Origin of the sequence: Burkholderia stagnalis, assembly GCF_902830275.1 — a bacterium.
Lineage (GTDB): Bacteria > Pseudomonadota > Gammaproteobacteria > Burkholderiales > Burkholderiaceae > Burkholderia > Burkholderia stagnalis.
Window position 1 is genome coordinate 50,758 of record NZ_CADESW010000029.1, and the last position, 25,833, is coordinate 76,590.

A 25,833-nucleotide genomic window follows, 5' to 3' on the forward strand; every position below is an offset into this window, starting at 1 on the left:
CCTCGATGGCGACGGCAGTCAACACCTTCAGGCCACTTCCCGATTACCACGCGACCCGATAACATCGGTCGCTGTCTGTCGCTCGAGCGGCACGACGCCTTCGGCCGCCCGGTCGCGCCTCAACCGATTTCGCCATGCCCCGTATCACGTCACACACCGCGCTGCTCTGGATCGTCGCCTCCGCGTTCTTCATGCAGACGCTCGACACGACGATCGTCAATACCGCGTTGCCGTCCATCGCCCGCAGCCTTCACGCGTCGCCGCTCGCGATGCAGCCCGTGGTGGTGGTCTATACGCTGACGATGGCGATGCTCACGCCCGCGTCCGGCTGGCTCGCCGACCGCTTCGGCACGCGGCGCGTGTTCTCGATCGCGATCCTGGCCTTCGTGCTCGGCTCGGTGTGCTGTGCCGCGGCCCGGTCGCTCGACCAGCTCGTCGTCGCGCGCGCCTTGCAAGGCGTCGGCGGCTCGATGCTGATGCCGATCGGCCGGCTCGCGGTGCTGCGCAGCGTGCCCGGCGAGCAATACGTGTCTGCGCTCGCGTTCGTGTCGATCGCGGGGCAGCTCGGCCCGATCTTCGGCCCGACGCTCGGTGGCTGGTTCGCGGAAGCGGTGTCGTGGCACTGGATCTTTCTCGTCAACGTGCCGGTCGGCGTGCTCGGCTTCGTCGCGGTGCGGCGCTACCTGCGGCACGACGACGCGACGCAGCCGCCACCGTTCGACTTCGTCGGCTGCGCGCTGCTGTCGGCCGCGATGATCCTGCTGTCGCTCGCGGTCGATCCGCCGGTGGGCGCGCATCACACCGCGTGGTCGGCCGCTTTCGCCGCGCTCGGCGCCGCCGCCGCGCTGGCATACGTACCGTACGCGCGCGTGCGGGCGCGCCCGCTGTTCCGGCTCGGCCTGTTCCGCGAGCCGAACTTCGGTGCGGGGCTGCTCGGCAACCTGCTGTGCCGGATCGGTTCGAGCGCCGTCCCGTTCATGCTGCCGCTGCTGATGCAGGTGCAGCTCGGCTACACGCCGCTGCATTCGGGCCTGATGATGCTGCCGGCCGCGATCGCGGGCGTGCTGTCGAAACGCCAGATCGCGCCGCTCGTGCAGCGCTACGGCTATCCGGCGTTCCTCGTCGTCAACACGCTGATCATCGGCGTGACCATCGCCGCGTTCGCGCTCGTGTCCGGGCAGCCGTCGCCGTGGCTCGAAGGCGCGCTGCTCGTCGTGTTCGGCGCGGCCAATTCGATGCAGTTCGCGGCAATGAACAGCGTGACGCTGAAGGACCTGTCGCATGCCGACGCCGCGAGCGGCAACAGCCTGTTCACGATGATGCAGATGCTCGCGATGGCGCTCGGCGTGTCGATCGGCGGCGGGCTCGTGAACGTGTTCTCCGCGCGCTTCGGGTCCGCGTCGGGCGGCTTCATGCTCGCGTTCGTGTGCATCGGCGCGATCACGCTGCTGTCGGCGCTCGTGTTCCGGCGCATCGGCGCGCCGGTGCCAAGGCAAGCGCACGCGTCGCAGCCTGCGCCGACGCAAGCGCCGCGCTGACGCGCGAGCGGTTCGGCGCGCGGCTCGCGCAAGTCTGCGGATCACCGAGGTCGCGCAGAACACGATGGGTCAGTTCTTCTGCCGACGCGATGCGCACGGGCGCGACCGGTGGTGGCTCGACGTCACCGGCATGGGCGGCCGGCAACGGCTCGTGCCCGCCACCGACGAGATGATGGCCGAGCTGTCGCGCTACCGGCGCGCGCATCGGCTGCCCGCGCTGCCCGTCGACGGCGAGGCCACGCCGCTCGTGCTGCCGGTCGGGCATGCGCAGCGGCCGCTCACGCGCGCGGCGCTGCATCTGATCGTCAAGACCGTGTTCCGGCAGGCGGCCGACCGGCTGCGCGCGCAAGGCGACGCGGGCGCGGAACAGGCGCGCGTGCTCGAACAGGCGTCCGCGCATTGGCTGCGCCACAGCGCGGGCTCGCACATGGCCGACGGCCGGCTCGACCTGCGCCTCGTGCGCGACAACCTCGGCCATGTGTCGCTGACCACGACGAGCCGGTATCTGCACGCGGACGACGACCTGCGGCACCGCGAGACCGAGGAGAAGCACCGGATGGACTGGTGACGCGCCGCCAGGCTAATCGCGCCCTTTTCAAGGAAACGGCCTGCTTGCCGGCGCGCGGGCTGCGCCGGCCGGCTACGCCCGTTCACATCGTTGAAGGCCAGGCGCCACGACGCAGGTCAACGCTGCCACCCCAAGCGACATCGGAAGCGTTCTTCCAAAGGCAGCCACCGAGTTCGCAAACCCTCCTTCACCGTATTCCTTGCTGAAACGCACGGGGTAAATGCCATGCATCAAGAACTTCGCAATCGGTCTTCGCGAATCACGAAAGCGCGGGAAAACGCTCGGCACTTCAATACATTGCGACGTACCAGCGAAGCAAAATTGCCGATCAATCTTCGGAAGCGCACGCCATCCGCATGAAAACTAATCGTAAATACGGAATTTCTTTCACGGCCACATACGCTTTTGAGAAAAGCCGTGGCGACTCTACAGTGCAAGTCACGCCAACACGATGAATACTCAAACGGCTATCCCCGACCAGGAAGCGTGGAATGCATGGCAACCGGCCGAACTCGCTCGACGGCTGAGCGATATACGGTTGCCGTGGTGTGTCGTCGGTGGATGGGCCCTCGATCTTTGGCACGGCGCCCAGACGCGCGAACACGGCGATCTGGAGTTCACGATCCTAAGAGAAGACTTCGGCATATTCCGTCAGGCGTTCGGTGATTTGGCGTTCTACACCGCCCATGCGGGCGTCGTCGAAAAACTGCCGGCAACTCGGGATGCGCCGTCCGAGATCATGCAATTCCGGGGATTCGACCGCGCGGCGGAAAGTTGGCGGATCGACATGATGATCGAGCCTGGAACGCACGCGTTGTGGGCCTACAAGAGAGATCCATCGTTCAAGCGCCCTCGCGCCGACATGGTGATGAGAACGGCTGACGGCATCCCGTATCTGAATCCGTCCGCCGTGCTTCTGTTCAAGGCCAGGGATCGGCGCCCCAAAGACCATCAGGATTTCGAGCGCGCGTTACCGAAACTGCCGGCTATCGAACGCGCGTGGCTGAAAGACTGCCTCGACGCGCTCCACCCCGGCAACGAATGGGCGCGAGCGTTGTAACGGCCACTCGTCGTCGTTCCGAGTGGAGGGGCGACGAGACGGACAAGAACCTCAAGAGCGGCCACTGGGAAATGGCTGGCGTTTTCATGCCATTTCCATCACCAACGTTCCAATTGAATTGAAAAAGAGCGCGCCGAATATAAATCGGCCGCGCCTGTTTCCATACGAGATTCATTCTTAACATTCGCCAGCGCGTGTCCTATGCTGACTGAGAGCGAATGGGACACGCGATTCGAGCGCACATTCGCGAGAAATCATTCAATCGATCATTTTCATTCCTCGACCGATATCGCACCCGTGCCGACACGCGCGGTCCGCCGTCAATGCGATTCGCAAGCCAATCAGGAGCCGAATATGAACCGAACAACCCGGGCCGTGCTGTGGTGGCTGTGCCTTTTCGTCGCGCCGATCGTGCTGGCGACGATCGAGCTGTTTCATCCTGCCGGGTTCACGCACAACCCCGACATGTTCGACTACCTGTCGAAGCCCGAATACGATCACGGCCATCACGCGCTTGCGTATTTCGGCCCGGCCTGGTGGTTTGCGCTGCACATGATCCAGACGCCGTGCGTCGTGCTCGTCTGCATCGGCCTCTGGCTGCTCGTCGGCGACGATCCGGGCCCGGTCGCCTGGCTCGCGCGCGTGTCGACCTTCGTTTTCCTGGTGGCCTACACGGTGCTCGACGCGGTCGGCGGGATCGGGCTCGGCCGCTTGCTGCAGATCGCCGCGCAGATGGCACCGGACCAGCAGACGGCCATCGCGACGCTGCTGAACAAGTCCTGGGTCGACCCGTGGACGGGCGGGGTCGGGTCGGTCATCAGCGAGAGCGGGTCGTGGGCGGCATTTTTCGCGATGGCGTTCGTCGGGCTCGAACGCTGGCTGCGCCGGCGCACGCGGGCCAACGTGGTGCTCGGCATCCTGCTTGCCGCGGCGGGATATCTGCTGCAGGTCAGCCATGCGGCGATGACGGGCCCCGCCGCCTTCACGTTGCTCACGATCGCCGCGCTGGCGATGTACTTCCTCGAAAAACGCGAAGGCGCGAACCCGCCACGAGCCGCCAGCGACACCCGCGTCGCGCCGCCGGACACGCGCCGACCCGAGTTGGAAACGTGAGCGCGGCGGCGTGCGCCGTGCCCGACGCACCGCACGCCGCCCTGTCGCCGATGCCCGACCCTGCGTTTCCTGACGGGTCGCCGCAGCGCAAGACGCGTTAGACTGTCCGGCATGGACACATGCCGTTATTGCCTGAAAATCCGCGATGAGTGGGAATGCCACGGCGACGAATGCCGCCGGGCGATCGCGAAGGCGCTGCGCCGCCAGCGCGCGGGCCTGCCGATGGTAGCCGACCGCATCCGCAACGAACTCCCGTCCGGCGCCCCCACGCAGCAGGTGATCGCCGTGCTGTCGCGCCAGCGCCTGCGGGCGCGCCGCGGCAACGAGGAGCGCCGCGAACGCAAGGAAATCGACGACGCCGACAGCGTCTGAGGCGCCGCGCGCCCCATCCCTCCCGCCGCCGCAGCCCGCGCCGGCACCCGCCCGCCACACCGACGATTGCAATATGCGAGATGGTCTTTAGGGCCAGACGGTGTTTATCTTGGAATTGTTGCCCCTGAGGCAACGATCTTTCACCGAAATCCACGTTTACCCTAAGTCCTCCGGCGCCTACGATGTATTCAACCGCTTACGACATGGTGTCGAACGCGGAAGAGCCAAACAAACACCGGAGGTCATCATGAAATCGATCGTCTACGCAGTCGTCGCCGCCAGCGCCCTGTCCGCTTCGTTCGGCGCATTCGCGCAAGGCAGCGTGACCCGCGAGCAAGTGCGCAACGAACTCGTCCAGCTGGAAAAGGCCGGCTACAAGCCGGGCCTGTCGAGCCCGTACTACCCGGCCGACATCCAGGCCGCCCAGGCCCGCGTGCAAGCCGCCGACAACAGCGGCTACGGTGCGCAACCTGCGCCGGCCGTGCAAGGCGGCGCCCCGGCCGTCAAGGCGCAAAGCCCGCGCGACTCGGTCTACTTCGGCCACTAAGCCAGCCTCTGCGCGCTTGCCGCGCAGCCTGCTCGCCCCGCAACGAGCCCGTCCAGCGACGGGCTCGCTGCATTGATGGCGGCCGCCGCCCGTCACCCGCCGTTGCCGGCGCCCCCTACGATTCACGCTCCGCGCCATCCGCGCATGCACCCGCGCCGAGCAGTTCCTGGTAGCGCACATACGCCCGCTGCGCCGACGCCTTCGCCGCATACATCGCGGCATCCGCCTTGACCAGCAGTTCCTCCGCCGACGCGCCGTCGACCGGATACTCGCTGACGCCGATGCTCGCCCCCACCGCCATGCGCCGCTCGCCGAATTCCAGCTCCTCGGCCATCACGATCTGGATGCGCGACGCGATGTCGCCGATCAGCTCGGGCGTGCGCACCCCCGCGATCAGCACGATGAATTCGTCGCCGCCGAGCCGAGCGGCCATGTCGCCGCTGCGCAGCACGAGGTTCAGCCGCTTCGCGACCGCGACGAGCGTGCGGTCGCCGGCCGAATGCCCGAGCTGGTCGTTGATCTGCTTGAAGCGGTCGAGATCGACGAACATCACCGCGAGCCCTTCGTTGGTCACCGACGCGTGACGGATCGCGCCGTCGAGCCGCTCCATGAACAGCAGACGGTTCGGCAGCCCGGTGAGCATGTCGTGCCCGGCGAGATGCGTGAGCTCCTGCTGCTTCGCGCGCAGCATCGTCACCTGCGTGCGGATCTCGACGCGCATGCAGTCGAAACAGCGCGCGAGAATGCCGATCTCGTCCGAGCGACCGACCGGCAGCCGTTCGGCGGCCGGATCGTCGAACACGTGCATCGCCGCGCGCGCGAGCACCTGCAGCGGCCGCGTGATCGCGCGCGCGAACAGGATCGCCAGGATCACCGCGAGCAGGCTCGAGATCAGCACCATCCGCACGATCCGCTCGCCGAGCATGGCGGCCGGCGCGAGCACGTCCGACAGCGGGCGCGACAGCCCGAGCACCACGAAGCGGTTGCCTTCGCCGCGGCTGAACGGCGTGCGCGCGAACGCGAGCATTTGCGCGAGCGCCTGGCCGGGGTTCGCCAGGCCGTTGAGCGTCACGCTCGTGCGCACGTCGTCGAACAGCGGCTGCGTGACCGGGAAGCTGTCCTGCATCAGCACGCGCCGCCCGCGATCGAAGCCGAACGCCTGCGCCGGATCGGGGTGCACCAGGAAGTCGCCCCACTCGTTGGCGAGATACACGACGTAGTTTTCCGGGAGGTCGCGCTCCAGCCGCGTGAAGACGCGCGTCAGGTCGACGTCGATCACGAGCGCGCCGACCGTCTCGCCGCGCGTGTCGACGACCGGCGTGCCGACCCGCAGGATCGGCTGCCCTTCGGCCGCATGCGAGCCGGTTTCATGGTTGATCGCGATCGGCGACAGGTAAATGTGCCCCGGCGGCGTCGCCAGCGTGTCGAACACATAGGAGAACTGGCCTTTCTCCTGGAATTCGCTGTCCGGCATCACGACGACGCCGCGCGCATCGCGGTCGACGCGAATCCGTTCGAGCCCGTACTGGCCGCGCGCGATCAGGCGCACCTGCATGTATTCGGGGTGATGCGTCATGAAGCTGTAATACACCTGCTCGAGCCGCCGGCGGCGCACCGCATCGGCGGTCGCGTCCTCGCCGAGCGCCACGGCCGACGACGACGGCATCGTCGCGAGCACCAGCGCATCGTCCGCGACGTCGCCGAGCGCGGCGGTGAAACGCTGCCCGAGGAGCTGCGTCGACATCAGCAGGCTGTGCTGCGCCTCCTGCACGAGCATCGCGCGATTCGCGCGGTACGTGTAATAGCCGGTCGCGCCGGATGCGATCACACCGATGCAGGCGAGCAGCACCGACAGTTTCGAGGTCAACCCGAGCTTGATCATTTGCCGAAACGCTCCGGGCGATCCCCTGACACGATGCGGCTCCACAACGCCTCGCGGCGCGCGATGTCCTCGACCGGCTGCAGCCACACCAGGTGCTGGCGGCCCGCATCGAGGCCGGACGGCGGCGCAAGCGTGTTCGCGAGCCCCTGCCGTTGCGTGAGCAGCGCGCCGACCGACGGTTCGAGCATGTAGTTGATCCACGCGAGCGCCAGCTCGGGGTGTTCCGCGCCGCGCGTCATCGCCCAGCAGTCGAGCCACGCGAGCGCGCCCTCGTCCGGAATCACGTAGCCGACATCCGCGCCCGCGCGGCGCAGCAGCTCGACCTGCTGCGTGCCGTAGTTGCCGAACATCAGCGCCGCGCGATGCCGGACGAACAGCGCGGTCGCCTCCTCGGGCAGCGTGTAGTACGTCAGCAGGTTGCGCCGCAGCTCGATCAGCTTGAGCGTAACCGCGCGCGACTGCGCCGGCGACAGCTTGAACGGGTCGCCATAGCCGAGCGCGAGCGCGGTGAACGAGAAGTTGTGCTGCGCGCTGTTGAAGTCGAGCACCTTGCCCCGGTAGCGCGGGTTCCACAGCTCGCGCATCGAGCGCGGCGCGACCGGCACCTGCTTGCGGTCGTAGATCAGCCCCATCGACGAATACGTGAACGGGATTCCGTACGTCGCGTTGTCGCGCACGAGCCCGCCGATGTTCGCCACCTGCTGGAAGTTCGGCAACTGCCGCTGCCGGTTCGGAATGCGCGACAGGTCCAGCGGCGCGAGCAGGTTGTCGCGCGCATAGCGCTCGATCTCGGCCGTGTTCGCCGCCAGCACGTCGTACGGCGGCGGCGAAGCGCTATGCATGCGCGACCACAGCGCTTCGTCGGAATCGACGAGCGTCACTTCGACGCGCGCATGGAATTGCATTTCGAAAGCGCTGACGACATCGCTGTCCGCATAGCCGGGCCATGCAAGCACGCGCAAAACGTTTTCGTTGGCGGATTCGGGTGCAGCAAAGCCCGGCGAGCACGACAGGCTCAGCGCGAAGAGAATGAGAATCCGGCGCAATGCAACGTTGACCCCGCGCCAACCTGCGCCGATTCCCCTGATCAATCGGAGTGTCTCCGAATCGCCCGGCTGCATTCGACTGTCCTTTTTCGAGTCGATGCGATAGCTTGCAACGACACCATAAAAAATATCGCCACGCAATACGAACTAGCCGCATGCAATGTCGCTTCACATGTGTGCCGCGCCGACGAAATCAGAATGATTCGCGCTACGGATCGAATGCGCTCGCGCATCATCGTATCGATGCGGTCATTCGCAATCCGTTGCGTCCGCAAACGAATGTCGATCGATGCCCTGTCGTGTTATCGGCAACCCGAGGTTGAAATTGAGCAGCGGCGACGGGCTTTCGCGCGTCGCTTGCTGTCGACGCGCCAATCGGCCGCTTACGGTCGCATTACCGCCTTCTCGTTGGCAATCAATCGTCTGTTGTCTGTTTAATGCGCGCGCGAACGAGGCCTAACGCCACGCCTGCGTGAACTCCGCGATCACGCGCGCCAGGTGCGCACGCATCGCGTCGCGCGCGCCGTCGGCGTCGCGCGCCATGATCGCCGCGAAGATCCGTTGATGATCTTCCTGCGAGGCCGCGCGCAATGCAGGCGAATGAAAATGCTCCTCGATCTTGTCCCACAGCGGGTCGCTGCGCGCGCAGTCCCACATCGCCGTGGCCATGTGCAGCAGCACCGTGTTGCCGGTGGATTCCGCGATGCGCATGTGGAACTGGCGATCGGCCGCGTCGTACGCGGCCTTGTCGTCCATCTGCTCGCGCATCGTCGTCAGCGCGACGAACATCCGGTCGAGATCGGCGTCCTTGCGCTCGAGCGCGGCCAGCGCCGCGATCTCCGCCTCGATCAGCCCACGCGCGCGCAGCGTCTCGATCGGGCCCGGCCCGCGCGGCACCTCGAACGTCACCGGCTTCGCGGCATCGGCGGCCGACACGTAAATGCCCGACCCCACCCGCACCTCGACGATCCCCTGCACCTCGAGCGCGATGATCGCCTCGCGCACCTGCGTGCGGCTCACGCCGAACTGGTCGGCCAGGCTGCGCTCCGACGGCAGCCGCGCGCCCGCCTCGAACGCGCCGGCCGCGACCATCGCATGGATCTGCCGCGCGAGGCCAATGTAGGAGCGATCCGCAGCATCCGCGTCGCGGTGGCCGGGCAGGTTGGATAAATCGGTCATCGAACTCTCGCAGCAGGCTTGCCGCCGCCACCCACGGCGCCGGATCGCCAAAATGGTACACCAATTTCCGGCCACCCGGCGGCGCGCTGGCGCCCTTCCCTTCAATGCGTCACTGATAAGCCTGGTCCGTCGTTGATTATCCGGACGACTGGTAAACCACTATCCAACACAATTGGCATACCACCCATAATGCGCAGACACCGCCGCCGGGCGCGCTCGCTGCCGCCTGGCCATCCGACGCATGAACCGCCAGCAAGGAGCCGATCCAGTGAAGATGTCTTTCCGTTGGTATGGCGAGTCCGATCCGGTCTCGCTGCAGTACATCCGGCAGATTCCGGGCGTGACGCACATCGTGTCCGCGATCTACGACGAACCGGTCGGCGAGGCCTGGCCCGCGCACAAGATCGACGCGCTGAAGGCGACGATCGAGCAGGCCGGCCTGCACTTCGAGGTCGTCGAATCGGTGCCGGTGCACGAAGACATCAAGCTCGGCAAGCCGAGCCGCGACCGCCTGATCGCGAACTACCAGCAGACGATCCGCCATCTCGGCGCGGCCGGCATCCGGGTCATCTGCTACAACTTCATGCCCGTGTTCGACTGGACCCGCACCGAGCTGTCGAAGACGCTCGACGACGGCTCGACCTGCCTCGCGTTCAGCACGGACGCGGTCGACCGGATCGACCCGAGCCAGGGCATCGCGCTGCCGGGCTGGGATTCGAGCTACCGCGCGGACGAGCTGCAGGCGCTGCTCGCCGACTATCGCGAGGTGGACGAAGCGCGGCTGTGGGCCAACCTCGAATACTTCCTGAAGGCGATCATCCCGGTCGCCCAGGAAGCCGGCGTGAAGATGGCGATCCACCCGGACGATCCGCCGCGCCCGATCTTCGGGCTGCCGCGCATCGTGAAGAACCGCGACGATCTCGCGCGCATCGTGCGCATCGTCGACACGCCCGCGAACGGGCTCACGCTGTGCTCGGGCTCGCTGGGCGCGGGCCCGCGGAACGACGTGGAGGCGCTGGTGCGCGAGTTCGGCGCGATGGGCCGCATCCACTTCGCGCACATCCGCAACGTGAAGGTCGACGCGAACGGCGACTTCGAGGAAACCGCGCACCTGTCGCGCTGCGGCTCGCTCGACATCGCGGCGATCGTAAAGGCGTATCACGACACCGGCTTCACGGGCTACGTGCGCCCGGACCACGGCCGCATGATCTGGGGCGAGACCGGCAAGCCCGGCTACGGGCTCTACGACCGCGCGCTCGGCGCCGTGTACCTGAACGGCCTGTGGGAAGCGATGGACACGCTCGCGCGCGAGCCGCGCTGACCCGCTCGCCGAGGCCGCCGGCGCAGCGGATCGCCGGCGGCCCGCCAATCCATTCCGCGCGGAGACTTCACATGCCACGCATCCTATGGGCCATGATCTTCATGTGCTTCCTCGCCAACGTCATCAACTTCATCGACCGCGCGAACCTCGCGATCGCCGCGCCGAGCATTCGCGCGGAGCTCGGCCTCGACGCGGTCGGCATGGGGCTCGTGCTGAGCGCGTTCTTCTGGACCTACGCGTTCCTGCAGCTGCCGGCCGGCTGGTTCATCGACAAGGTCGGCGTGCGCGTGAGCCTCGCGCTCGCGGTGGGCTGGTGGTCCGCGTTCACGGTCGCGACCGGCGCCGCGCGCGGCCTCGCGCAACTGGTGGGCGTGCGGCTGATGCTCGGCGTGGGCGAGGCGGCCGCGATCCCGTCGTTCGCGAAGGTCGCGTTCAACTGGTTTCCGCGCAGCGAGCGCGGGCTCGCGAGCAGCATCTTCGACAGCGGCTCGCGGGTCGGCTCCGCGCTGTCGCTGCCGCTCGTCGCGTGGCTGATCTCGCTCGTCGGCTGGCGCGGCTCGTTCGTGATCACCGGCGGCATCGGCATCGTCTGGGCGCTCGCGTGGTGGTTCATCTATCGCGACCCGGAACGCTACCGCGCGATCGCGCCGGACGCCGTCGATGCGCTGCTCGCGCAGCGCGGCGCGCCCGCCGCCGCGTCCGCCGCCGACGGCGCGAAGGTGTCGTGGCTCGACCTGTTCCGCTACCGGACCATCTGGGGGATGATGATCGGCCTGTTCTGCCTGAACTTCGCGATCTACTTCTTCATCACGTGGTTCCCGAGCTACCTGCTGCAGTCGCGCGGCTTCTCGCTCGCGTCGCTCGGCACGTGGGGCATGCTGCCCGCGCTGCTCGCGATCCCGGGCGGCTGGCTCGGCGGCTACGTGTCGGACAGCCTGTTCCGGCGCGGCTGGAGCGCGACCGCCGCGCGCAAGACCTGCCTCGTGCTCGGCATGCTGATGTCGTCGTCGATCGCGCTGTCGGCGTTCGTCGAGAACGTGTGGGCCTGCCTCGCGCTGTTCGCGCTCGCCTATGCGAGCCTGTCGTTCGCCGGCGCGAACGTGTGGACGCTGGTCGGCGAAGTCGCGCCGACGCCCGCGCACGTCGCGTCGATCGGCGGCATCCAGAACTTCGCGGGCAATCTCGCGGGGATCCTCATCACGACGTTCACCGGCGTGATGCTGTCGATCACGAAGGGCTCGTTCGCCGTGCCGCTCGCGGTGGCGGGTGCGCTGTGCATCGTCGGCGCGCTGTCGTACCTGTTCGTCGTCGGCAAGGTCGAGCCGCTGCCGGTATTGCGCGGCCGCGCCGGCCACCGCGACGCGGAGCCCAGCGCGGCCTGAGCGCGCCGCCCGCGCCCGGCGCGGCGGCGCATGCGCTTTCCTTTTGGCGACGGCCATTGGACAATGAGCCCGCCGCTCGCCGCCACGCGCGCGAGGCCCGTCCGGCCCGCGCCCGGCGAGCGGCTTCCGTCCACCTCGATGAAACGCTACGAAACCCTCGCCCATACGATCGCCGACGAGATCCGCAACGGCAACCTCGCGGTCGGCACGCGCCTGCCGTCGCTGCGCCAGCTCATCGCGCAGCACGGCGTCAGCCAGTCGACGGTGTTTCGCGCGTACTACCTGCTCGAGCAGTGGGGCCTGATTCGCGCGCGCGAACGCTCGGGCTACTACGTCGCGCCGGGCGCGCGGCCGCCCGCGAAGCGGCGCGCGAGCCGCGCCGCGCCGGCCACGCACAAGGTCGACATCAGCGACCTCGTGTTCTCGGTGCTCGACGCCGCGACGCAGCCGGGCATCGTGCCGCTCGGCTCCGCGTTCCCGTCGCCGACGCTGTTTCCGCTGCCGCGCCTCGCGAAATCGCTCGCGCAGGCGACGCGCCTCGTCAGCCCGTGGAGCACGGTGGTCGACCTGCCGCCCGGCAACGAGCAACTGCGCCGCCAGATCGCACTGCGCTATCTGGCGATGGGCGTGTCGCAGCCGCTCGACGAGATCGTCGTCACGAACGGCGCGCTCGAAGCGCTGAACCTGTGCCTGATGGCCGTCACGCGGCCCGGCGACGTGGTGGCCGTCGAAGCGCCCGGCTTCTACGCGGCGCTGCAGGCGATCGAGCGGCTCGACCTGCGGGCGGTCGAGATTCCGGTCGATCCGCGCACGGGCCTCGATCTCGACGCGCTCGCGCATGCGCTCGACCGGCACGACGTGCGCGCGTGCTGGTTCATGACGAATTTCCAGAATCCGACCGGCGTCACGCTGTCGCCGGACAAGAAGCGCGCGCTCGTCGAGCTGCTGGCCGCGCGCGACGTGCCGCTGATCGAGGACGACGTGTACGGCGAGCTGCATTTCGGGCCGGACTATCCGCTGCCCGCGCGCGCGTTCGACACGCACGGGCTCGTGATGCACTGCAGTTCGTTCTCGAAGACGCTCGCGCCCGGCTACCGGATCGGCTGGGCGGCCGCGGGCCGGTTCGCGGAAAAGGTGCAGCGGCTCAAGCTGATGACGACGCTGTCGGCGAGCATTCCGGCGCAGGCCGGCATCGCGAACTATCTCGAGCATGGCGGCTACGATCGCCATCTGCGCAAGCTGCGCGGCGCGCTGCAGGGCCAGTTCGCGCGCATGGACGACGCGCTGCGGCGCTGGCTGCCCGCGGGCGTCGAATGGGCGCGGCCGGACGGCGGCTACTTCCTGTGGCTGGAATTCCCCGAGGCGATCGACGCGATGGAACTGCACCGGCAGGCGATCGCGCGCGGCATCAGTTTCGCGCCGGGGCCGCTGTTTTCCGCGGCGCACGGCTTCGAGCGCTGCGTGCGCGTGAATTTCGGCCATCCGTGGAGCCGCGACATCGAACGCGCGATCCGCGTGCTCGGCGAACTGGTCGCGCAACCGTCGGTCCGCAAGGGCGGTTGACCGCACACGGTGCGCACGGCACGCGCCGCCGGCGTCACGGCCATGCAGCCGATTCGCGCGCGGGTTACATTGCTGATCTCACCGCCCCTTCACGATTTCCCATGAGCCCACTGCCGCACCTCGATCACGACGCGCTGTTGAGACTGACGGCCGAAGCAGCACACGTCACGCAGCCGTGCGCGTGCACGAAGATCTCGCTCGCCGGATGGACGAGCCTGCCGCTGTCGCTGCAGGACACGCAACTGACCGAAGTGGGCACGCTCGCGCCGCCCGGCGATACGGAGCCGACCTATGCGGAACATCATCCGGCGGGGACGCGCTACGCGTCGGACGATGCGCCGATCGCGCTGCGCCATTTCCCGTACAACCGCTGCAACGTCAGCCGCTGCCGCGCGTGCGGCCGCCTGTTCCTGCGCTATCAGGAAGGCGGCGGCTACTTCATCGACCAGCGCATCCGCGCGCTCGATCCGGCGCTCGTCGTCGACGCCGACGCATAACACACATCAACCGGCCACGGGCATGCACGCATGCCCGGCCCGCGCCGGCGCCGCATCCGCCATCTGCTGCGCCCTTTTCCTCCGGATCTGCTGCTTGTCCCGCTGCATCGAGTTCCCTACGCTGTCTTCCGTTGCCTGACACCCGTCGCAACGTCCCTCCGAGCCGTGCGCATGCCGCGCCGCGGCGCCTCTCGCGTATCACGTCATGTATCGATATACAGTTTTCGACCGCGCGCTCGTCCACAGCCGCGCGGCCCAGTTTCGCGACCAGCTCGAACGCTGGCAGCGCGGCGCATTGAGCGAAGACGCGTTCCGGCCGCTGCGGCTGCAGAACGGCTGGTACGTGCAGCGCCACGCGCCGATGCTGCGCGTGGCCGTGCCGTACGGCGAGCTGTCGAGCGCGCAGCTGCGCGTGCTCGCGCGGATCGCGCGCGACTACGACGTGCCCGACGAAGCGACCTATCGCGCCGCATGCGATGCGCAGGGGCGGCTCGGCACCACGCGCCTGCCGACCCGCAACGCGCACTTCACGACCCGCACCAACGTGCAGTTCAACTGGATTCCGCTCGCGAAGGCGGCCGACGTGATGGACCTGCTCGCGACCGTCGACATGCACGGCATCCAGACGAGCGGCAACTGCATCCGCAACATCTCGTGCGACGAGCGCGCGGGCGTCGCGCCGGACGAGATCGCCGATCCGCGTCCGTTCGCCGAGGTGATGCGGCAATGGACGACGCTGCATCCGGAGTTCGCGTTCCTGCCGCGCAAGTTCAAGATCGCGATCACCGGCGCGACCGAGGATCGCGCGGCGACCGACTGGCACGACGTCGGGCTGAAGCTCGTGCGCAACGACGCGGGCGAGCTCGGCTTTCGCGTGAGCGTCGGCGGCGGGATGGGCCGCACGCCGATGATCGCGACGCTGCTGCGCGCGTTCCTGCCGTGGCGGCACGTGATGAACTACATCGAGGCGATCGTGCGCGTGTACAACCGCTACGGCCGCCGCGACAACAAGTACAAGGCGCGCATCAAGATCCTCGCGAAGACCGAGGGGCAGCGCTACATCGACGACGTCGAAGCGGAATTCCGCCAGATCGTCGAGCACGACGGCGGCCCGCATACGATCCCGCAAGCCGAATTCGACCGCGTCGCCGCCTGCTTCGTGCCGCCGGCGCGCAAGCCGCGCAGCGTCGACGCGCAACACACGAGTGCGAGCGTCGCCGCGCAGGCCGGCCGGCATCCGGCGTTCGCGCGCTGGCTCGCGCGCAACGTCGCCGCGCACCGCGACCCGGCGCTGCGGATCGTCACGCTGTCGTTCAAGCGGCGCCTGCAAGCGCCCGGCGACGCGTCGCCGGACCAGCTCGACGCGCTCGCCGATCTGGCCGACCGCTACTCGGCCGGCGAGGCGCGCGTCACGCACACGCAGAACGTCGTGCTGCCGTGGGTGCACGTCGACGATCTGTTCCTGCTGTGGGAAGACGCACGCGCGGCCGGGCTCGCGAGCGCGAACGTCGGCCTGCTGACCGACATGATCGCGTGCCCGGGCGGCGACTTCTGCGCGCTGGCGAACGCGCGCTCGATCCCGATCGCCGACGCGATCGCCGAGCGCTTCCAGGATCTCGACCTGCTGCACGACGTCGGCGACATCGACCTGCACGTCAGCGGCTGCATCAACTCGTGCGGCCATCACCACAGCGGCCACATCGGCATCCTCGGCGTCGACAAGGACGGCGCCGAGTGGTACCAGGTGACGCTCGGCGGCTCCGACGGCTCGGCCGCGAGCGGCGCCGCGCAGCCGGGCAAGGTGATCGGCCCGTCGTTCTCGGCGGACGAGATCGTCGACGTCGTCGATGCGCTCGTCGCCGCGTATCTCGACGCGCGGCTCGACACGGGCGGCCGCGCGGAACGCTTCATCGACACGGTGCGCCGCGTCGGCCCGGAACCCTTCAAGGCCGCCGCCAACCAGGCGCGGCATCTCGCAGCGACCGCATGATGACCACACCGCAACGCATCCGGCTGCTGACGCCGGCCGAACACCACGACGACCCGCGCGACGCCGCGCTTGCCATCTCGAACGACGAGGAACTCGAGCCGCTTGCCGCGCGGATCGCGCAGGCGTCGCGCATCGACCTGCACTTCCCGGCATTCACCGATGGCCGCGCATACAGCCAGGCCTACCTGCTGCGCAAGCGCTTCGGTTTTGCGGGGGACTTGCGCGCAACGGGCGACGTGCTGGTCGACCAGTTGCTGCTGATGGCGCGCACGGGCTTCTCGAGCGCGGTGCTCGGCGCAGGCGCCGATCCGGACGATGCGCGGCGCCAGCTCGAACGCTTTCCGGGCTTCTACCAGCGGGACATCTGATCCGTAGGCAAGCCATTCATCCGATCATTCGACCGGCATTCCTCATGCCAGCCATCGCATGTTCCGGGAACATCAGCACATTCCCGCATTTGATCCTGTCATTGCTTGACATTTCCAGCGCATAACCTAGCTTGACTCTACGGATCAAATGCGCGGCACATCCCGTTCGATTCGCAGCGGGATACATGAATCGCGCAAAGGTCCGACACAACAATCAAGTCATACAAAACCATTCCAACCTGGGGACTCGCCATGGACAAGTCATCGTCTCGCGGCGTAACGAACACCACCGCAATCGCTCCGTGCGCGCACGCATCGCGCGCCCCGGCATGCGAAGCCGCCATTCCGCCCGTGCGCGCGTCGAAGCATCTGCTTGCCCCACCGTGCTGACCCTGTCCCTTTCCTGATTCACCGCATCGAAGCAAAGCGATTCGTTTCGCCGCCGTTCGGCGGCGAAGCGTGACATTTGCCTGCCTTCCGCACGCGTGGTCGTGCCTGGAAGCGGGCGCGATCACTCGCGAGCATGCACATGACTGCGTCCAATCCGTTCGAAGCCCGGCCGCCGGCGGTCAACCCCGTGAGAATGCGTCACTGGACGGCAAGCGGCCGCTTCATTTCATTGAGCGTCTATCTCGTTCTCGTCAACCTGGCGGGGATTGCGATCGCGACATCCGCAACCAATCGACCGATACACGCACCCGACGCATGGACATGGATCGCCGCGATCCGGTGGCCGGGGACGCTCATCCTGGTCAGCGCGATCGCGACCCTCCTGATCGGCGTGCCGCTCATCGCGTTCCTGTGCCTCGGCTGGTACGCACGCTACGACGAATTCCAGAACAGCCTCAAGAACGCCGCACTCGACGCCTACCTGAAGCGCTTCTGGTCGAAATGGCTGCTGCAGACGATCCATTACGCGGAGCGACAGGCCGGCGCCGCGCCGACGGCGGACAGCAACACGGAACGCTTGAACACGTTCTCGGAGCGCTGGCCGACCCTCGGCGACCGGCTGTTCGCGAACCTCTACCACGAGCAGTACGGCCTGTGGGCGTTCGTGCCGCCGTTCCTCATTCTGCTCGTGGTGGCCTACGCGATCACGGCCATCGCGGTATGGCTGTGCACGCAGGGCGACTGCGCCACGGCGAACAAGACGACCTGCATTTTCGGACTCAGCGCCCCGGTGATCGTCGCGTCGATCGCCGGCGCGACGATGTACGTCGTCAGCGATGCCGTGCTGGCCATCCGGCGGCGCGCGCTCAATGCATCCGACATGTACTGGTATGCGCTGCGGCTGTTCCTCGCGATCCCGCTCGCGCTCGTCGCGGCGCCGCATGTGGTGGCCGCGTTCGCGCTGACGATCCTGCCGGTCGACGAGATCATCAAGGTGATTCGCCGGATCGCGGCGCTCAACCTGACCCAGCTCGAAAAGGACGAGGACGCGCCGGACGAGCTGCTCAACCTGAGCGGCGTGACGAAGGCCGTGACGGCGTCGCTGCACGCGGAAGGCATCACGTCGATCGAGCAGATGGCCGCGGCCGATCCCGTCACGCTGTCGATCCGCACGGGATTTCCGTTTCGCTTCACGCTGCGGCTCGGCTCGCAAGCGATCGTGCGCCGGCATTTCGGCCCGGACGCGTCGAAACTGCTGCCGATCGGCCTGGCGGACGTCGTACCCATCTATCTGCTGGTGCAGACGCTCGACGGGGAGAAAACGCCAACCCTGCCGCCGCGCCTCGACAACCCTGACGAGATCGTCGCGGAAGCCGCGGCGCGACTGTATCCGGACGCACGCGCGGACGACGCCATCGCGCGCGCGAATGCGGTCGTGAAGATGAAGTTCAGACAGATTGCGGCGGAGGAGTACACGCTGATGCTGGCGAGGATCACGCCGCTCGACCCGGCGCTGTAGCGTCGTGCATCAACCTTGGAGGAAGGCTTCATGTCATTCGATCATCCCCTGGCGGTCCTGCAGCCCGGCGATCTGAATCGCGATCGCGGCAGTGTCCTGACGACATCCACCTGGCGGTTTCTCGCGCAAGGCGATTCGTGGTTCTCCATCGGCCAGCTGCCGCCGTGGGCGACCGGCAACCTGCTGTTCAGCCTGCGCTTGCCGAGCAGCGCGGCGGCCGTGACGCTGGCGTCGCCCGGCAAGACCTTCGCGCAGATGATCGACTGGACGCGCGAGGTCAAGTTCGCCACGTATCTCGCGGGCGGCACGCTTGCCTATGCGTGGGACGCGATCCTGCTGTCGGCCGGCGGCAACGACCTGTTCGACGCGATCCTGACGATGCCCGACGAACCCGATCCGGGCAAGGCCACGCGCCGGCTGCTGCAGGATCCCGAGCGCGTTCCGTCGAGCGGGGCAATCAATCGCTACTTGCGCCCGGAGGGCTGGCAAGCGTTCTTTGCGATGATCGAAGACTGTTTCGTCGCGATGATCGACAAGCGGGATGCGCCGACCAGCCGTTCGAACGGCGTGCCGATCTTCGTCCACACCTACGATTGCCCGCAGCCGCGCAACGCGCCGGCCGGCCCCGGCATCGGCCCATGGCTGTCCCGCGCGTATGCCTCATACCACATTCCGCCCGACGACTGGCTGAAGCTGACGACGTATATCATCCAGCAGTGGGCGCAGTACCTGGCGGGCATCAACGGCAAGCTCGTCGCGCGCGGCATCGCCAAGCCGAACATCCGGCCGATCTACCTGATCGGCACGCTCAATCCCGACCCGCCCAGCTCGACCGGGCCTTCCGGCGACTGGGAAAACGAGATCCATCCTTCGCCGCAGGGCTACGCGAAGCTCGGCATCGCGTTCGAGAACCAGGTCACGCTCGCGTGAGCGCGCCGCCGGCGGAGCGCATGCGTTCCGCCGGCATGCCGGGCGCGGCTAGTTGCCCGCCACCTGCTTCCTGAACGCCGCGAGAATCTGCTTCTCGAGCGCGACATAGTCGCGGCCGAAGTGATGCTCGCCCTGCGTCTTGATCACCTGGATGCCCGTGTTCGCGAGCACCGGGCACATCGTCTCCTTCTCCTGCTCGCCGTAGAAGCACTGCACGATGCCCGGCGGCACCTTGGCGATCTCCGGCGCGACCTTCAGCGCGTTGTCGCTCGCCGGCATGCCGAGCCAGCCCGTCACGCGGATCTGGAAATCCGCGGCCGGCGCGAAGCCGAGCAGCGACATCACCGACACCTTGTCGCGCAGGTTGGCCGGCAGCCGGTTGTACGCGAACGGCATCACGTCCGCGCCGAACGAGTAGCCGATCAGCGCCACGTTCGTCGCGCGCCAGCGCGCCATGTAGGTGCGCATCACGCGCGCCAGATCGCGGCTCGTCTGCGCGGGCGGCTTCTCGCTCCAGAAGTAGCGCAGGCTGTCGATGCCGACCACCGACACGCCGTCGCGCTGCAGCGCCTCGGCGATCGTCTTGTCGAGGTCGCGCCAGCCGCCGTCGCCGGAAATCACGATCGCGAGCAGGTTGCTGCCGCCCTTGGCCGGCAGCTCGATCAGCGGCAGGTCCGACACGTCGAGCTCGTCGGTGCTGCTGTCGTCGCGCAGGTGCGACGTGACGAGCGACACGAGCTTCGCGCCGTCGCCGGCCGGGGCCGACTCGACGAAGCCCGGCATCGCGCGGCGCACGATCGTCGGATCGGGCGGGCACGGCTTGAAGCGCGGATCGAGCTTCGCGGCCGGGGCGACCGACACCGCGCCCGCGATCGTGTTCTCCGGCGCCATCGACAGGATCTGCTTCGCGATCGCGCCGCCTTGGCCGACGCCCGCGACGATCGGCGTGAAGTAGCGCGACGAGCGCGCGAGCCGTTCGAGCTGGTGGCTGACCGCCTCGGCGTCGCCGTCGAGGTGATGGCAGGTTTCCTGGATCGCGGCGAGGTTCGCCGCATAGCGCGCCGAATCGACGCCGACCGTCATCGCGCCGGCCTTCGCGAGCGCATCGGCCGCCTGCTGGTCGGCCGCGCTCCAGCCGCTGTCACGCGAGAACATCACGACGAAACCGCGCAGCGCGCCGCTCGGCTTCGTCACCGTGACCGGCCCGTAGCGGCCGCCCGACACGGTTTCCTGCTTCGCCACCGGCTTGGCCGCGAACGCGGCGCCGGCCAACATCATTCCCGCGCAGGCGACCACCGCCCGCGCGATACCCTTCTTCGACATCATGAACGCCGACCTCCAGCCAGCAAGGACAGATCCGCCAGCGTGACGAACACGCCGACCGAGCCCGAAGCCGCGAGATAACGCGGCTCCCAATGCGGCTCGAACTTGCTCTTGAACGCGCGCAAGCCGCGGAAATTGTAGAAACGGCCGCCGAAGCGCCACACCATCAGCCCGACCCGGTGCCACGGCGACGGCATCTTCGCCGCGCCCATCCCCGAGAACGGCGCGATGCCGAGGCTCAGCTTGCGGAAACCCGCTTCCTTCAGATGCAGCGCGAGCTGCGTGAACAGGTACTCCATCGCGTACGGCGACGCTTCCGGCAGGTGGCGCATCACGCCGACGGTCGCCTCGGTGTTGAGGTCGGTCGTCATGAACGTGACGAACGCGATCGGCTTGTCGGCCTGCCGCACCAGCATCACCGACTGCGTCGCGAGATAGCCGTCGTGGAACGCGGCGACCGAGAAGCTCTTCTCGCGCGCATCGCGGCTGTCGAGCCAGCCGTCGGAAATCCCGCGCAGCGCCGGCAGCGCGGCCGGCACGTCGCACGGCGCGATCACCTCGACGGCGAGCGCGTCCTTGTCGCCGCGGCGCAGCGCGTAGCGCAGGTGCGAGCGGTGCGAGCCCTTCAGGTCGAACTCGTCGAGCGCGACGTGCGCCTCCTCGCCGAGCTTCATCAGCGTGAGGCCCGCGTCGAGATACAGCGGCAGCGCGTTCGCGCGCACCTGGTAGAACGCCGCGCGGCCGCTGTGCGCGTGCGCGAGCGCGATGAACTTGCCGATCAGCGCCGGCCATTCGCTGCGCGGGCCCACCGGATCGTGCAGCGCGGCCCAGGTGCGGCCGTACTTCGCGTACATCAGGAACGCCTTGCGCGATTCCGAGAACAGGAAGCTCTTGTCGCCCATCAGCGCGAGGCCCGCGTCGCTGCACTCCTGCGCGCGGATGATCCGCTCGGCGTCGAGCAGGTCCTGCGGCGCGGGCGTCACGAAGCGTCCCGGCGCCGGGCGCAGCAGCTGATACAGCGCGAACAGCGCGACGAACACGCCCGCGGCCAGCGTCGCGCGCAGCGCGCGCGGCGCACGCGCGTCGAACGAGAAATGCGACCACAGCTCGCGCGTGTACGGCACGTCGCGGAACGCGAAGAACAGCACCCACACCGCGAGCATCAGCACCAGCGCGACCGACACGAACCAGCCGACGGTGAAGCGCTCCGCGAACAGCGACGAGTGGCGCTTGAAGCGCCGGCGGCTGACGAGCAGCAGCACCAGCAGCGCGCCGAGCACGCCGGCCTCGACGAACGCGAGGCCCTTCGCGAGCGACAGCGCGAGGCTCGCGAGCGTCAGCGCGAAGGTCATCCACCACGCGCCGTCGAGCCGGCGCAGCAGCCCGCGCGCGACGAACAGCAGCGCGACGCCGAGCACGCTGCAGATCACCTGCGAGCCTTCCAGCACCCACAGCGGCACGATGTTGCGCAGGATCACGATCCGATACCAGAACGCCGGCGTCGCGCTCGAGATCACCAGCATCGAGCCGACCGCGAACGTGACGAGGCTCAGGAACAGCGGCGCGAGCTGGGACACGCGCGCGGCCTGCCGCGTGACGAGCCGCCGCCGCAGCGCGCGGCCCTCGAAGGCCGCCAGCAGGCCGGCCGACAGCACGAACGGCACGCCGAAGTAGATCGCGCGATAGGCGATCAACGCGGCGACCATCTCGTGCGCCGGCACGTCGCGGCCGAGCGTGAAGATCATCGCCGCCTCGAACACGCCGATCCCGCCCGGCGTATGGCCGACCATGCCGAGCAGCAGCGCGGCCGCGTAGACCGTGATGAAGGTCGCAAAGCCGACCGGCGCGGCCGGCAGCAGCACCCACAGCGTGAGGCCCGCCGCCACCACGTCGAACACCGCGTAGACGATCTGCGCGACGAGATCGCGGCGTGCCGGGATGTCGAACGCGAGCCACTTGAAGCGCGTCGCGACCGGGCGGGCCGCACGGCCGCACGCGGCCACCATGGCCGCCATCGCGACGAGCAGCGCGCCGCCGCTCCACACCAGCACGCCGGGCGCGACGTGCAGCATCGCGGCCAGCGCCTGCGGCAGGCAGACCATGCCGACCGCGGTCATCAGCACCAGGGCGAGCGCGAGCGTGCCGCTCGTAAACACCGTCATGCGGCCGATCTGGGCCGGCGTGACGCCGGCCACGCCGTAGACGCGCGCGCGCACCGCTCCGCCCGTCAGCGCGCCAAAGCCGGTCGCGTTGCCGAGCGCCGACGCGGCGATCGCGCCGATCCACAGCGGCGCGCGCGGCACCCTGGCCGCGACGTAGCGCAGGCCGACCGCGTCGCGGGCGACGAGCGCGAGATAGCTGAGGGCCGTCGCGCCGAGCGACGCGCCCCACTCGGCGGCCGACAGCGCGCGCAGTTGGCGGATCACCGACCGGTAGTCGATCGATGCCGACAGGTGCTGGAAGACCACGATCAGCAGCAGCCCGATGCCGAGCGCGAGCAGCGGCGACAGCACGCGCTCGTGGCGGAGCAATGCCGAGACGCGCGCGAACATCGCCGCGGCACGGCTCGGTGAACCAGGTGGGCTGGAAGACATAACTTATTGGTGGCGGTACATAGCTTGTCGCGGCGCCGGGTGGCTCGGCGGCGACGAATCTGGTTGTTCTGCGTGGGCGGCCCGCCAACGCGGAAGCCGGCGGCGCCTGACTCAGAAATTACAAGTATACGGAATTTTTATTACAAAATCTTTCGGGTTTGCAACCGCGGCGCCAGGCCGGGCGGCGGCGTCAATGCGAGGTCAAAACTAAGTGGTCCCTACACGCGAGATGCGCATCATACCGGGAACCGGGACCATTTTTTTGTCGGATGAATGACCGGTGGCGCATTTTGGGAGAAATCTTCCGGGCCGGCCGCGCCGGGGAGCAGAAAACCATGCGGCGGGCCGGACACTGGCGGAATGAGGACGGTATGCGGACACTCGCAGCGGCGGTGGCCAAGCCAACGGGAATCGCCGCTGCGGACGCGGATTCGCGTCAGGATGCTTCTTCAGGCCACCACGGCTTCGCGGCCCGGTCGACCCGAAAGTCGTCGAGATTCTTTCCGTCGAGCCACTTCGGCCGCGGACCGTGGCCCGACCACGTCTTGCCCGTCGAAGGATCGTAGTACTTCGCCGGCGCCCGCCCCTTGCGCGCCCTCCGGAAGCCGGCGGCGCGCAGCAGCTCGTCTTCCGTGATGCCGTACAGCGCAACGCCCTCCTGAATGGTTTCGAGCAGCGATTGCTTTTCGTCCTTCTTGACGTCCGAAAGACGGATATTCAATTCACGCAATTGCGTCTTCAGATTCTGGAGTTCAGTGGTCATGATCGATCGCCGGGTTATTCAATTGACAGACAAATGGTAACGGATGGCCGCAGCGATGACACGCTTCCAAAGCCGATTCGGCTGCTTATGCGTAATGCCAGCTCCAGTAATCGTTCGTGAGCGCGCCGGAAGGCGCTTGCCTGACGGTGTTGGCCCCCCATATCGAATACTGCACGTCCTTCGGCGAACTGCCGAAATACTTCCTGAAGTCGCGCGTCAGCGACGGCACATCGTAGAAGCCGTACTGATAAGCGATATTCGGCAGCCGCTGCTTGCGCCCGTCCGGCGACGACAGGATCGCGTAGATCTTCCTGAGGCGCGCGAGCTTGATGTATTCGCTGACGCCGAGGTTGTTCTCCGAAAACAGCCGATACAGGCTCGCCCTGGACAGGCCGACGTTCTTGCAAATGGATTCCACGCTCAACTCCGGCGACGCGAGATGCGCGTTGATGTGTTCCTTCACGCGTTCGAACATTTCGACCTTGAGCTCGGATTGCGCTTCGCGCAGATTGTCCGGCGTCGGCATCAGCATTGCGGTCAGCATGCCCAGCGTCGCCTGCGCGACGCTCGGAATCTCGGCCGCGGTCACACCCCGCAGATTCGTCGACAACGTGTTCAGGTACTGGCTCGTGAGCGTCGCGATCGTGCCGCCCATGACCGCGCCGTGCCGCGCCGCCAGATCAAAGGGAATCATCCGCCGCGGCACGATCACCGCCACGAAGCTGCCCGCGCCCACGTTGATCTGATAAGGCTGGGTCAGGTCCGCGACGGCGACCTGGTGAGGCTGCACGGATTCGACGCTGTCGAACTTGCTGGCGCGCCAGACGCTGTTTCGGCTGGTGCGGAACGCATAATGATCGAAGCCGTCCTCGCGAATGCGCTTCTTGCAGCGGATTGCGTCATAGCTGATCGAGTCGCCGTGGAACTTGGGCGAGTAGTTCATCGTGCCGATCATGATCTGGTTCGCATGAATGCCGACGAACTCGCTGTCGAGTACCGACTCGTCCGACATGCCACGGCTGCCGGGCACGATTTCCGCCAGGCGGCTCTGTCCGCGCCACGCGTCCAGCTTGTCCTGCGGTGCAAAGGGAAGCGTTGAAAACTCGAATAACATCGGAGCGGACATGTGATCTCCAATTCCGGTCTGTCTACGAATGTTCAAAGGCGATCGGCGATACGGCGCCCCGCCGCCCGGTCGGGGCGGCTTCGGTCATCACGTGGGCCCGGTTCGCGATCCGGGCCGCGTGATCGGGTCATGCGGCGCCGGGTGGGCGAAACGTCGATCGGCGTTGTGCGGCGCCTGCCGCCGCGGCTCAGGAATGCGGCTGCGAGCCGGAATGGGTAAGGCGTGGGGGACCGACGTTGCTGATGTGCTCGACAAACATGACTGCCCTCGTAATCAATTCGATGTCCGTGATGCCCGCTCCGGCCGGCATCGCGATTCGCTCGCCGGCGAGTCAATCGACGCCTCTCGCGCCGCGGCGTCCGCCATCCCGGGCCTCACCTGCTCCGCCGGCCCGCTGAGCCACGCGATGTCATGGCTCGCCCACCGCTCGAGAAAGGACGCGAGCGCACTCAGCAACGCATGACGGGTCACCCTCACGACACGCTCCCGACCGCGGACACGACCGCCGTGCCTTGATCGCGCGATTCATCCATCCTGTCTCCGGTCACATGTAAGCATTCCTTTATAAATGCGCGAGAGTTGCATCGACTCGCCGTGCGCTTCGTTCAGCCCGGTATCGTCTCGACCGAACGCGGCGAACGCGGCGTCACGATTGGATGCGTTGCTGCGGCGCCATGCGCGCAGCGCTGGCGGCGTGCCAGGCAACGATGGCTTGCGTGAGCTTTCGACTCGTGAATGTCGCGCGACGGCGGCGCGTCAGAT

At 67.6% G+C, this 25,833-nt stretch carries 20 protein-coding genes and 1 pseudogene; 14 read left to right on the forward strand and 7 right to left on the reverse strand.

All coding sequences use genetic code 11. The features are described from left to right. The first annotated feature begins 134 nt into the window (after nt 1–134). The 6 genes and pseudogenes from mdtD (at nt 135) to HWY45_RS33150 (ending at nt 5,198) form a co-directional block, all read left to right on the forward strand. Nucleotides 135–1,538: a multidrug transporter subunit MdtD gene (gene mdtD, locus HWY45_RS33125; RefSeq protein ID WP_059883784.1), complete on the forward strand. Its 1,404-nt coding sequence runs from the start codon at nt 135–137 to the stop codon at nt 1,536–1,538. Next, nucleotides 1,531–2,106: pseudogene (locus HWY45_RS33130) on the forward strand (tyrosine-type recombinase/integrase); the annotation flags it as partial. The gene mdtD and the pseudogene HWY45_RS33130, both read left to right, overlap by 8 nt. A gap of 451 nt (nt 2,107–2,557) precedes the next feature. Next, a complete protein-coding gene (locus HWY45_RS33135; RefSeq protein WP_059883785.1) occupies nt 2,558–3,166 on the forward strand; it encodes a nucleotidyltransferase domain-containing protein in 609 nt (202 codons plus the stop codon). Nucleotides 3,167–3,520: 354 nt separating this feature from the next. Then, nucleotides 3,521–4,279 carry a hypothetical protein gene (locus HWY45_RS33140; RefSeq protein ID WP_059883786.1) on the forward strand — a complete coding sequence of 253 codons (759 nt, stop codon included), beginning with the start codon at nt 3,521–3,523 and terminating at the stop codon, nt 4,277–4,279. Nucleotides 4,280–4,390: 111 nt separating this feature from the next. Further along, nucleotides 4,391–4,651, forward strand: a complete 261-nt coding sequence (locus HWY45_RS33145) for a hypothetical protein (protein ID WP_059558501.1) — start codon at nt 4,391–4,393, stop codon at nt 4,649–4,651. A gap of 247 nt (nt 4,652–4,898) precedes the next feature. Beyond that, a complete protein-coding gene (locus tag HWY45_RS33150; RefSeq protein ID WP_059801101.1) occupies nt 4,899–5,198 on the forward strand; it encodes a DUF4148 domain-containing protein in 300 nt (99 codons plus the stop codon). 115 nt (nt 5,199–5,313) lie between these two features. Here the strand turns inward: HWY45_RS33150 and HWY45_RS33155 are convergent, their stop codons facing one another. The 3 genes from HWY45_RS33155 to HWY45_RS33165 all read right to left on the reverse strand — a co-directional run bounded on the left by HWY45_RS33155 (nt 5,314) and on the right by HWY45_RS33165 (nt 9,305). Continuing rightward, a complete protein-coding gene (locus HWY45_RS33155) occupies nt 5,314–7,080 on the reverse strand; it encodes a GGDEF domain-containing protein (protein ID WP_059883787.1) in 1,767 nt (588 codons plus the stop codon). Beyond that, nucleotides 7,077–8,201, reverse strand: coding sequence for an ABC transporter substrate-binding protein (locus HWY45_RS33160; RefSeq protein ID WP_059883788.1), 1,125 nt, complete (start codon nt 8,199–8,201; stop codon nt 7,077–7,079). The genes HWY45_RS33155 and HWY45_RS33160 overlap by 4 nt, the downstream gene beginning before the upstream one ends. A 381-nt stretch (nt 8,202–8,582) precedes the next feature. After that, entirely contained in the window at nt 8,583–9,305 is a 723-nt protein-coding gene (locus tag HWY45_RS33165; protein WP_059801107.1) for a FadR/GntR family transcriptional regulator, read from the reverse strand. A gap of 268 nt (nt 9,306–9,573) precedes the next feature. Between HWY45_RS33165 and uxuA the strand changes: the two genes are divergently transcribed. From uxuA to HWY45_RS33205, 8 genes are all read left to right on the forward strand, one after another. Then, nucleotides 9,574–10,626, forward strand: coding sequence for a mannonate dehydratase (uxuA, locus tag HWY45_RS33170; RefSeq protein ID WP_175038322.1), 1,053 nt, complete (start codon nt 9,574–9,576; stop codon nt 10,624–10,626). 71 nt (nt 10,627–10,697) lie between these two features. Then, nucleotides 10,698–12,008 (forward strand): MFS transporter, encoded by a 1,311-nt coding sequence (locus tag HWY45_RS33175; RefSeq protein ID WP_059883789.1) that lies wholly within the window; start codon nt 10,698–10,700, stop codon nt 12,006–12,008. 138 nt (nt 12,009–12,146) lie between these two features. Next, the gene (locus HWY45_RS33180; RefSeq protein WP_059883806.1) at nt 12,147–13,571 is read left to right on the forward strand and encodes an aminotransferase-like domain-containing protein; all 1,425 of its coding nucleotides are present in this window, start codon (nt 12,147–12,149) and stop codon (nt 13,569–13,571) included. Nucleotides 13,572–13,672: 101 nt separating this feature from the next. Beyond that, nucleotides 13,673–14,068 carry a hypothetical protein gene (locus HWY45_RS33185; protein WP_059883790.1) on the forward strand — a complete coding sequence of 132 codons (396 nt, stop codon included), beginning with the start codon at nt 13,673–13,675 and terminating at the stop codon, nt 14,066–14,068. Nucleotides 14,069–14,273: 205 nt separating this feature from the next. Beyond that, a complete protein-coding gene (locus HWY45_RS33190; protein ID WP_059883791.1) occupies nt 14,274–16,058 on the forward strand; it encodes a nitrite/sulfite reductase in 1,785 nt (594 codons plus the stop codon). Then, nucleotides 16,055–16,426, forward strand: a complete 372-nt coding sequence (locus HWY45_RS33195; RefSeq protein WP_081059880.1) for a DUF934 domain-containing protein — start codon at nt 16,055–16,057, stop codon at nt 16,424–16,426. Before HWY45_RS33190 ends, HWY45_RS33195 begins: the two co-directional genes overlap by 4 nt. A 529-nt stretch (nt 16,427–16,955) precedes the next feature. Further along, nucleotides 16,956–18,335 carry a hypothetical protein gene (locus tag HWY45_RS33200; protein ID WP_059883792.1) on the forward strand — a complete coding sequence of 460 codons (1,380 nt, stop codon included), beginning with the start codon at nt 16,956–16,958 and terminating at the stop codon, nt 18,333–18,335. A 30-nt stretch (nt 18,336–18,365) separates the two neighbouring features. Further along, nucleotides 18,366–19,265, forward strand: coding sequence for a hypothetical protein (locus HWY45_RS33205; RefSeq protein ID WP_060271921.1), 900 nt, complete (start codon nt 18,366–18,368; stop codon nt 19,263–19,265). Nucleotides 19,266–19,313: 48 nt separating this feature from the next. Here HWY45_RS33205 and HWY45_RS33210 read toward each other — a convergent pair whose 3' ends face one another. The 4 genes from HWY45_RS33210 to HWY45_RS33225 form a co-directional block, all read right to left on the reverse strand. Then, entirely contained in the window at nt 19,314–20,591 is a 1,278-nt protein-coding gene (locus tag HWY45_RS33210; protein ID WP_059883794.1) for a virulence factor family protein, read from the reverse strand. Beyond that, a complete protein-coding gene (mprF, locus tag HWY45_RS33215; RefSeq protein WP_059801124.1) occupies nt 20,588–23,182 on the reverse strand; it encodes a bifunctional lysylphosphatidylglycerol flippase/synthetase MprF in 2,595 nt (864 codons plus the stop codon). Before mprF ends, HWY45_RS33210 begins: the two co-directional genes overlap by 4 nt. Nucleotides 23,183–23,618: 436 nt before the next feature. Next, complete coding sequence (locus HWY45_RS33220) at nt 23,619–23,945, reverse strand: H-NS histone family protein (protein WP_059883795.1); 327 nt, start codon at nt 23,943–23,945, stop codon at nt 23,619–23,621. 85 nt (nt 23,946–24,030) lie between these two features. After that, on the reverse strand, nt 24,031–25,071 hold the full coding sequence (locus HWY45_RS33225; RefSeq protein ID WP_059883796.1) for a helix-turn-helix domain-containing protein: 1,041 nt from the start codon (nt 25,069–25,071) through the stop codon (nt 24,031–24,033). Between the last annotated feature and the right edge of the window lie 762 nt (nt 25,072–25,833).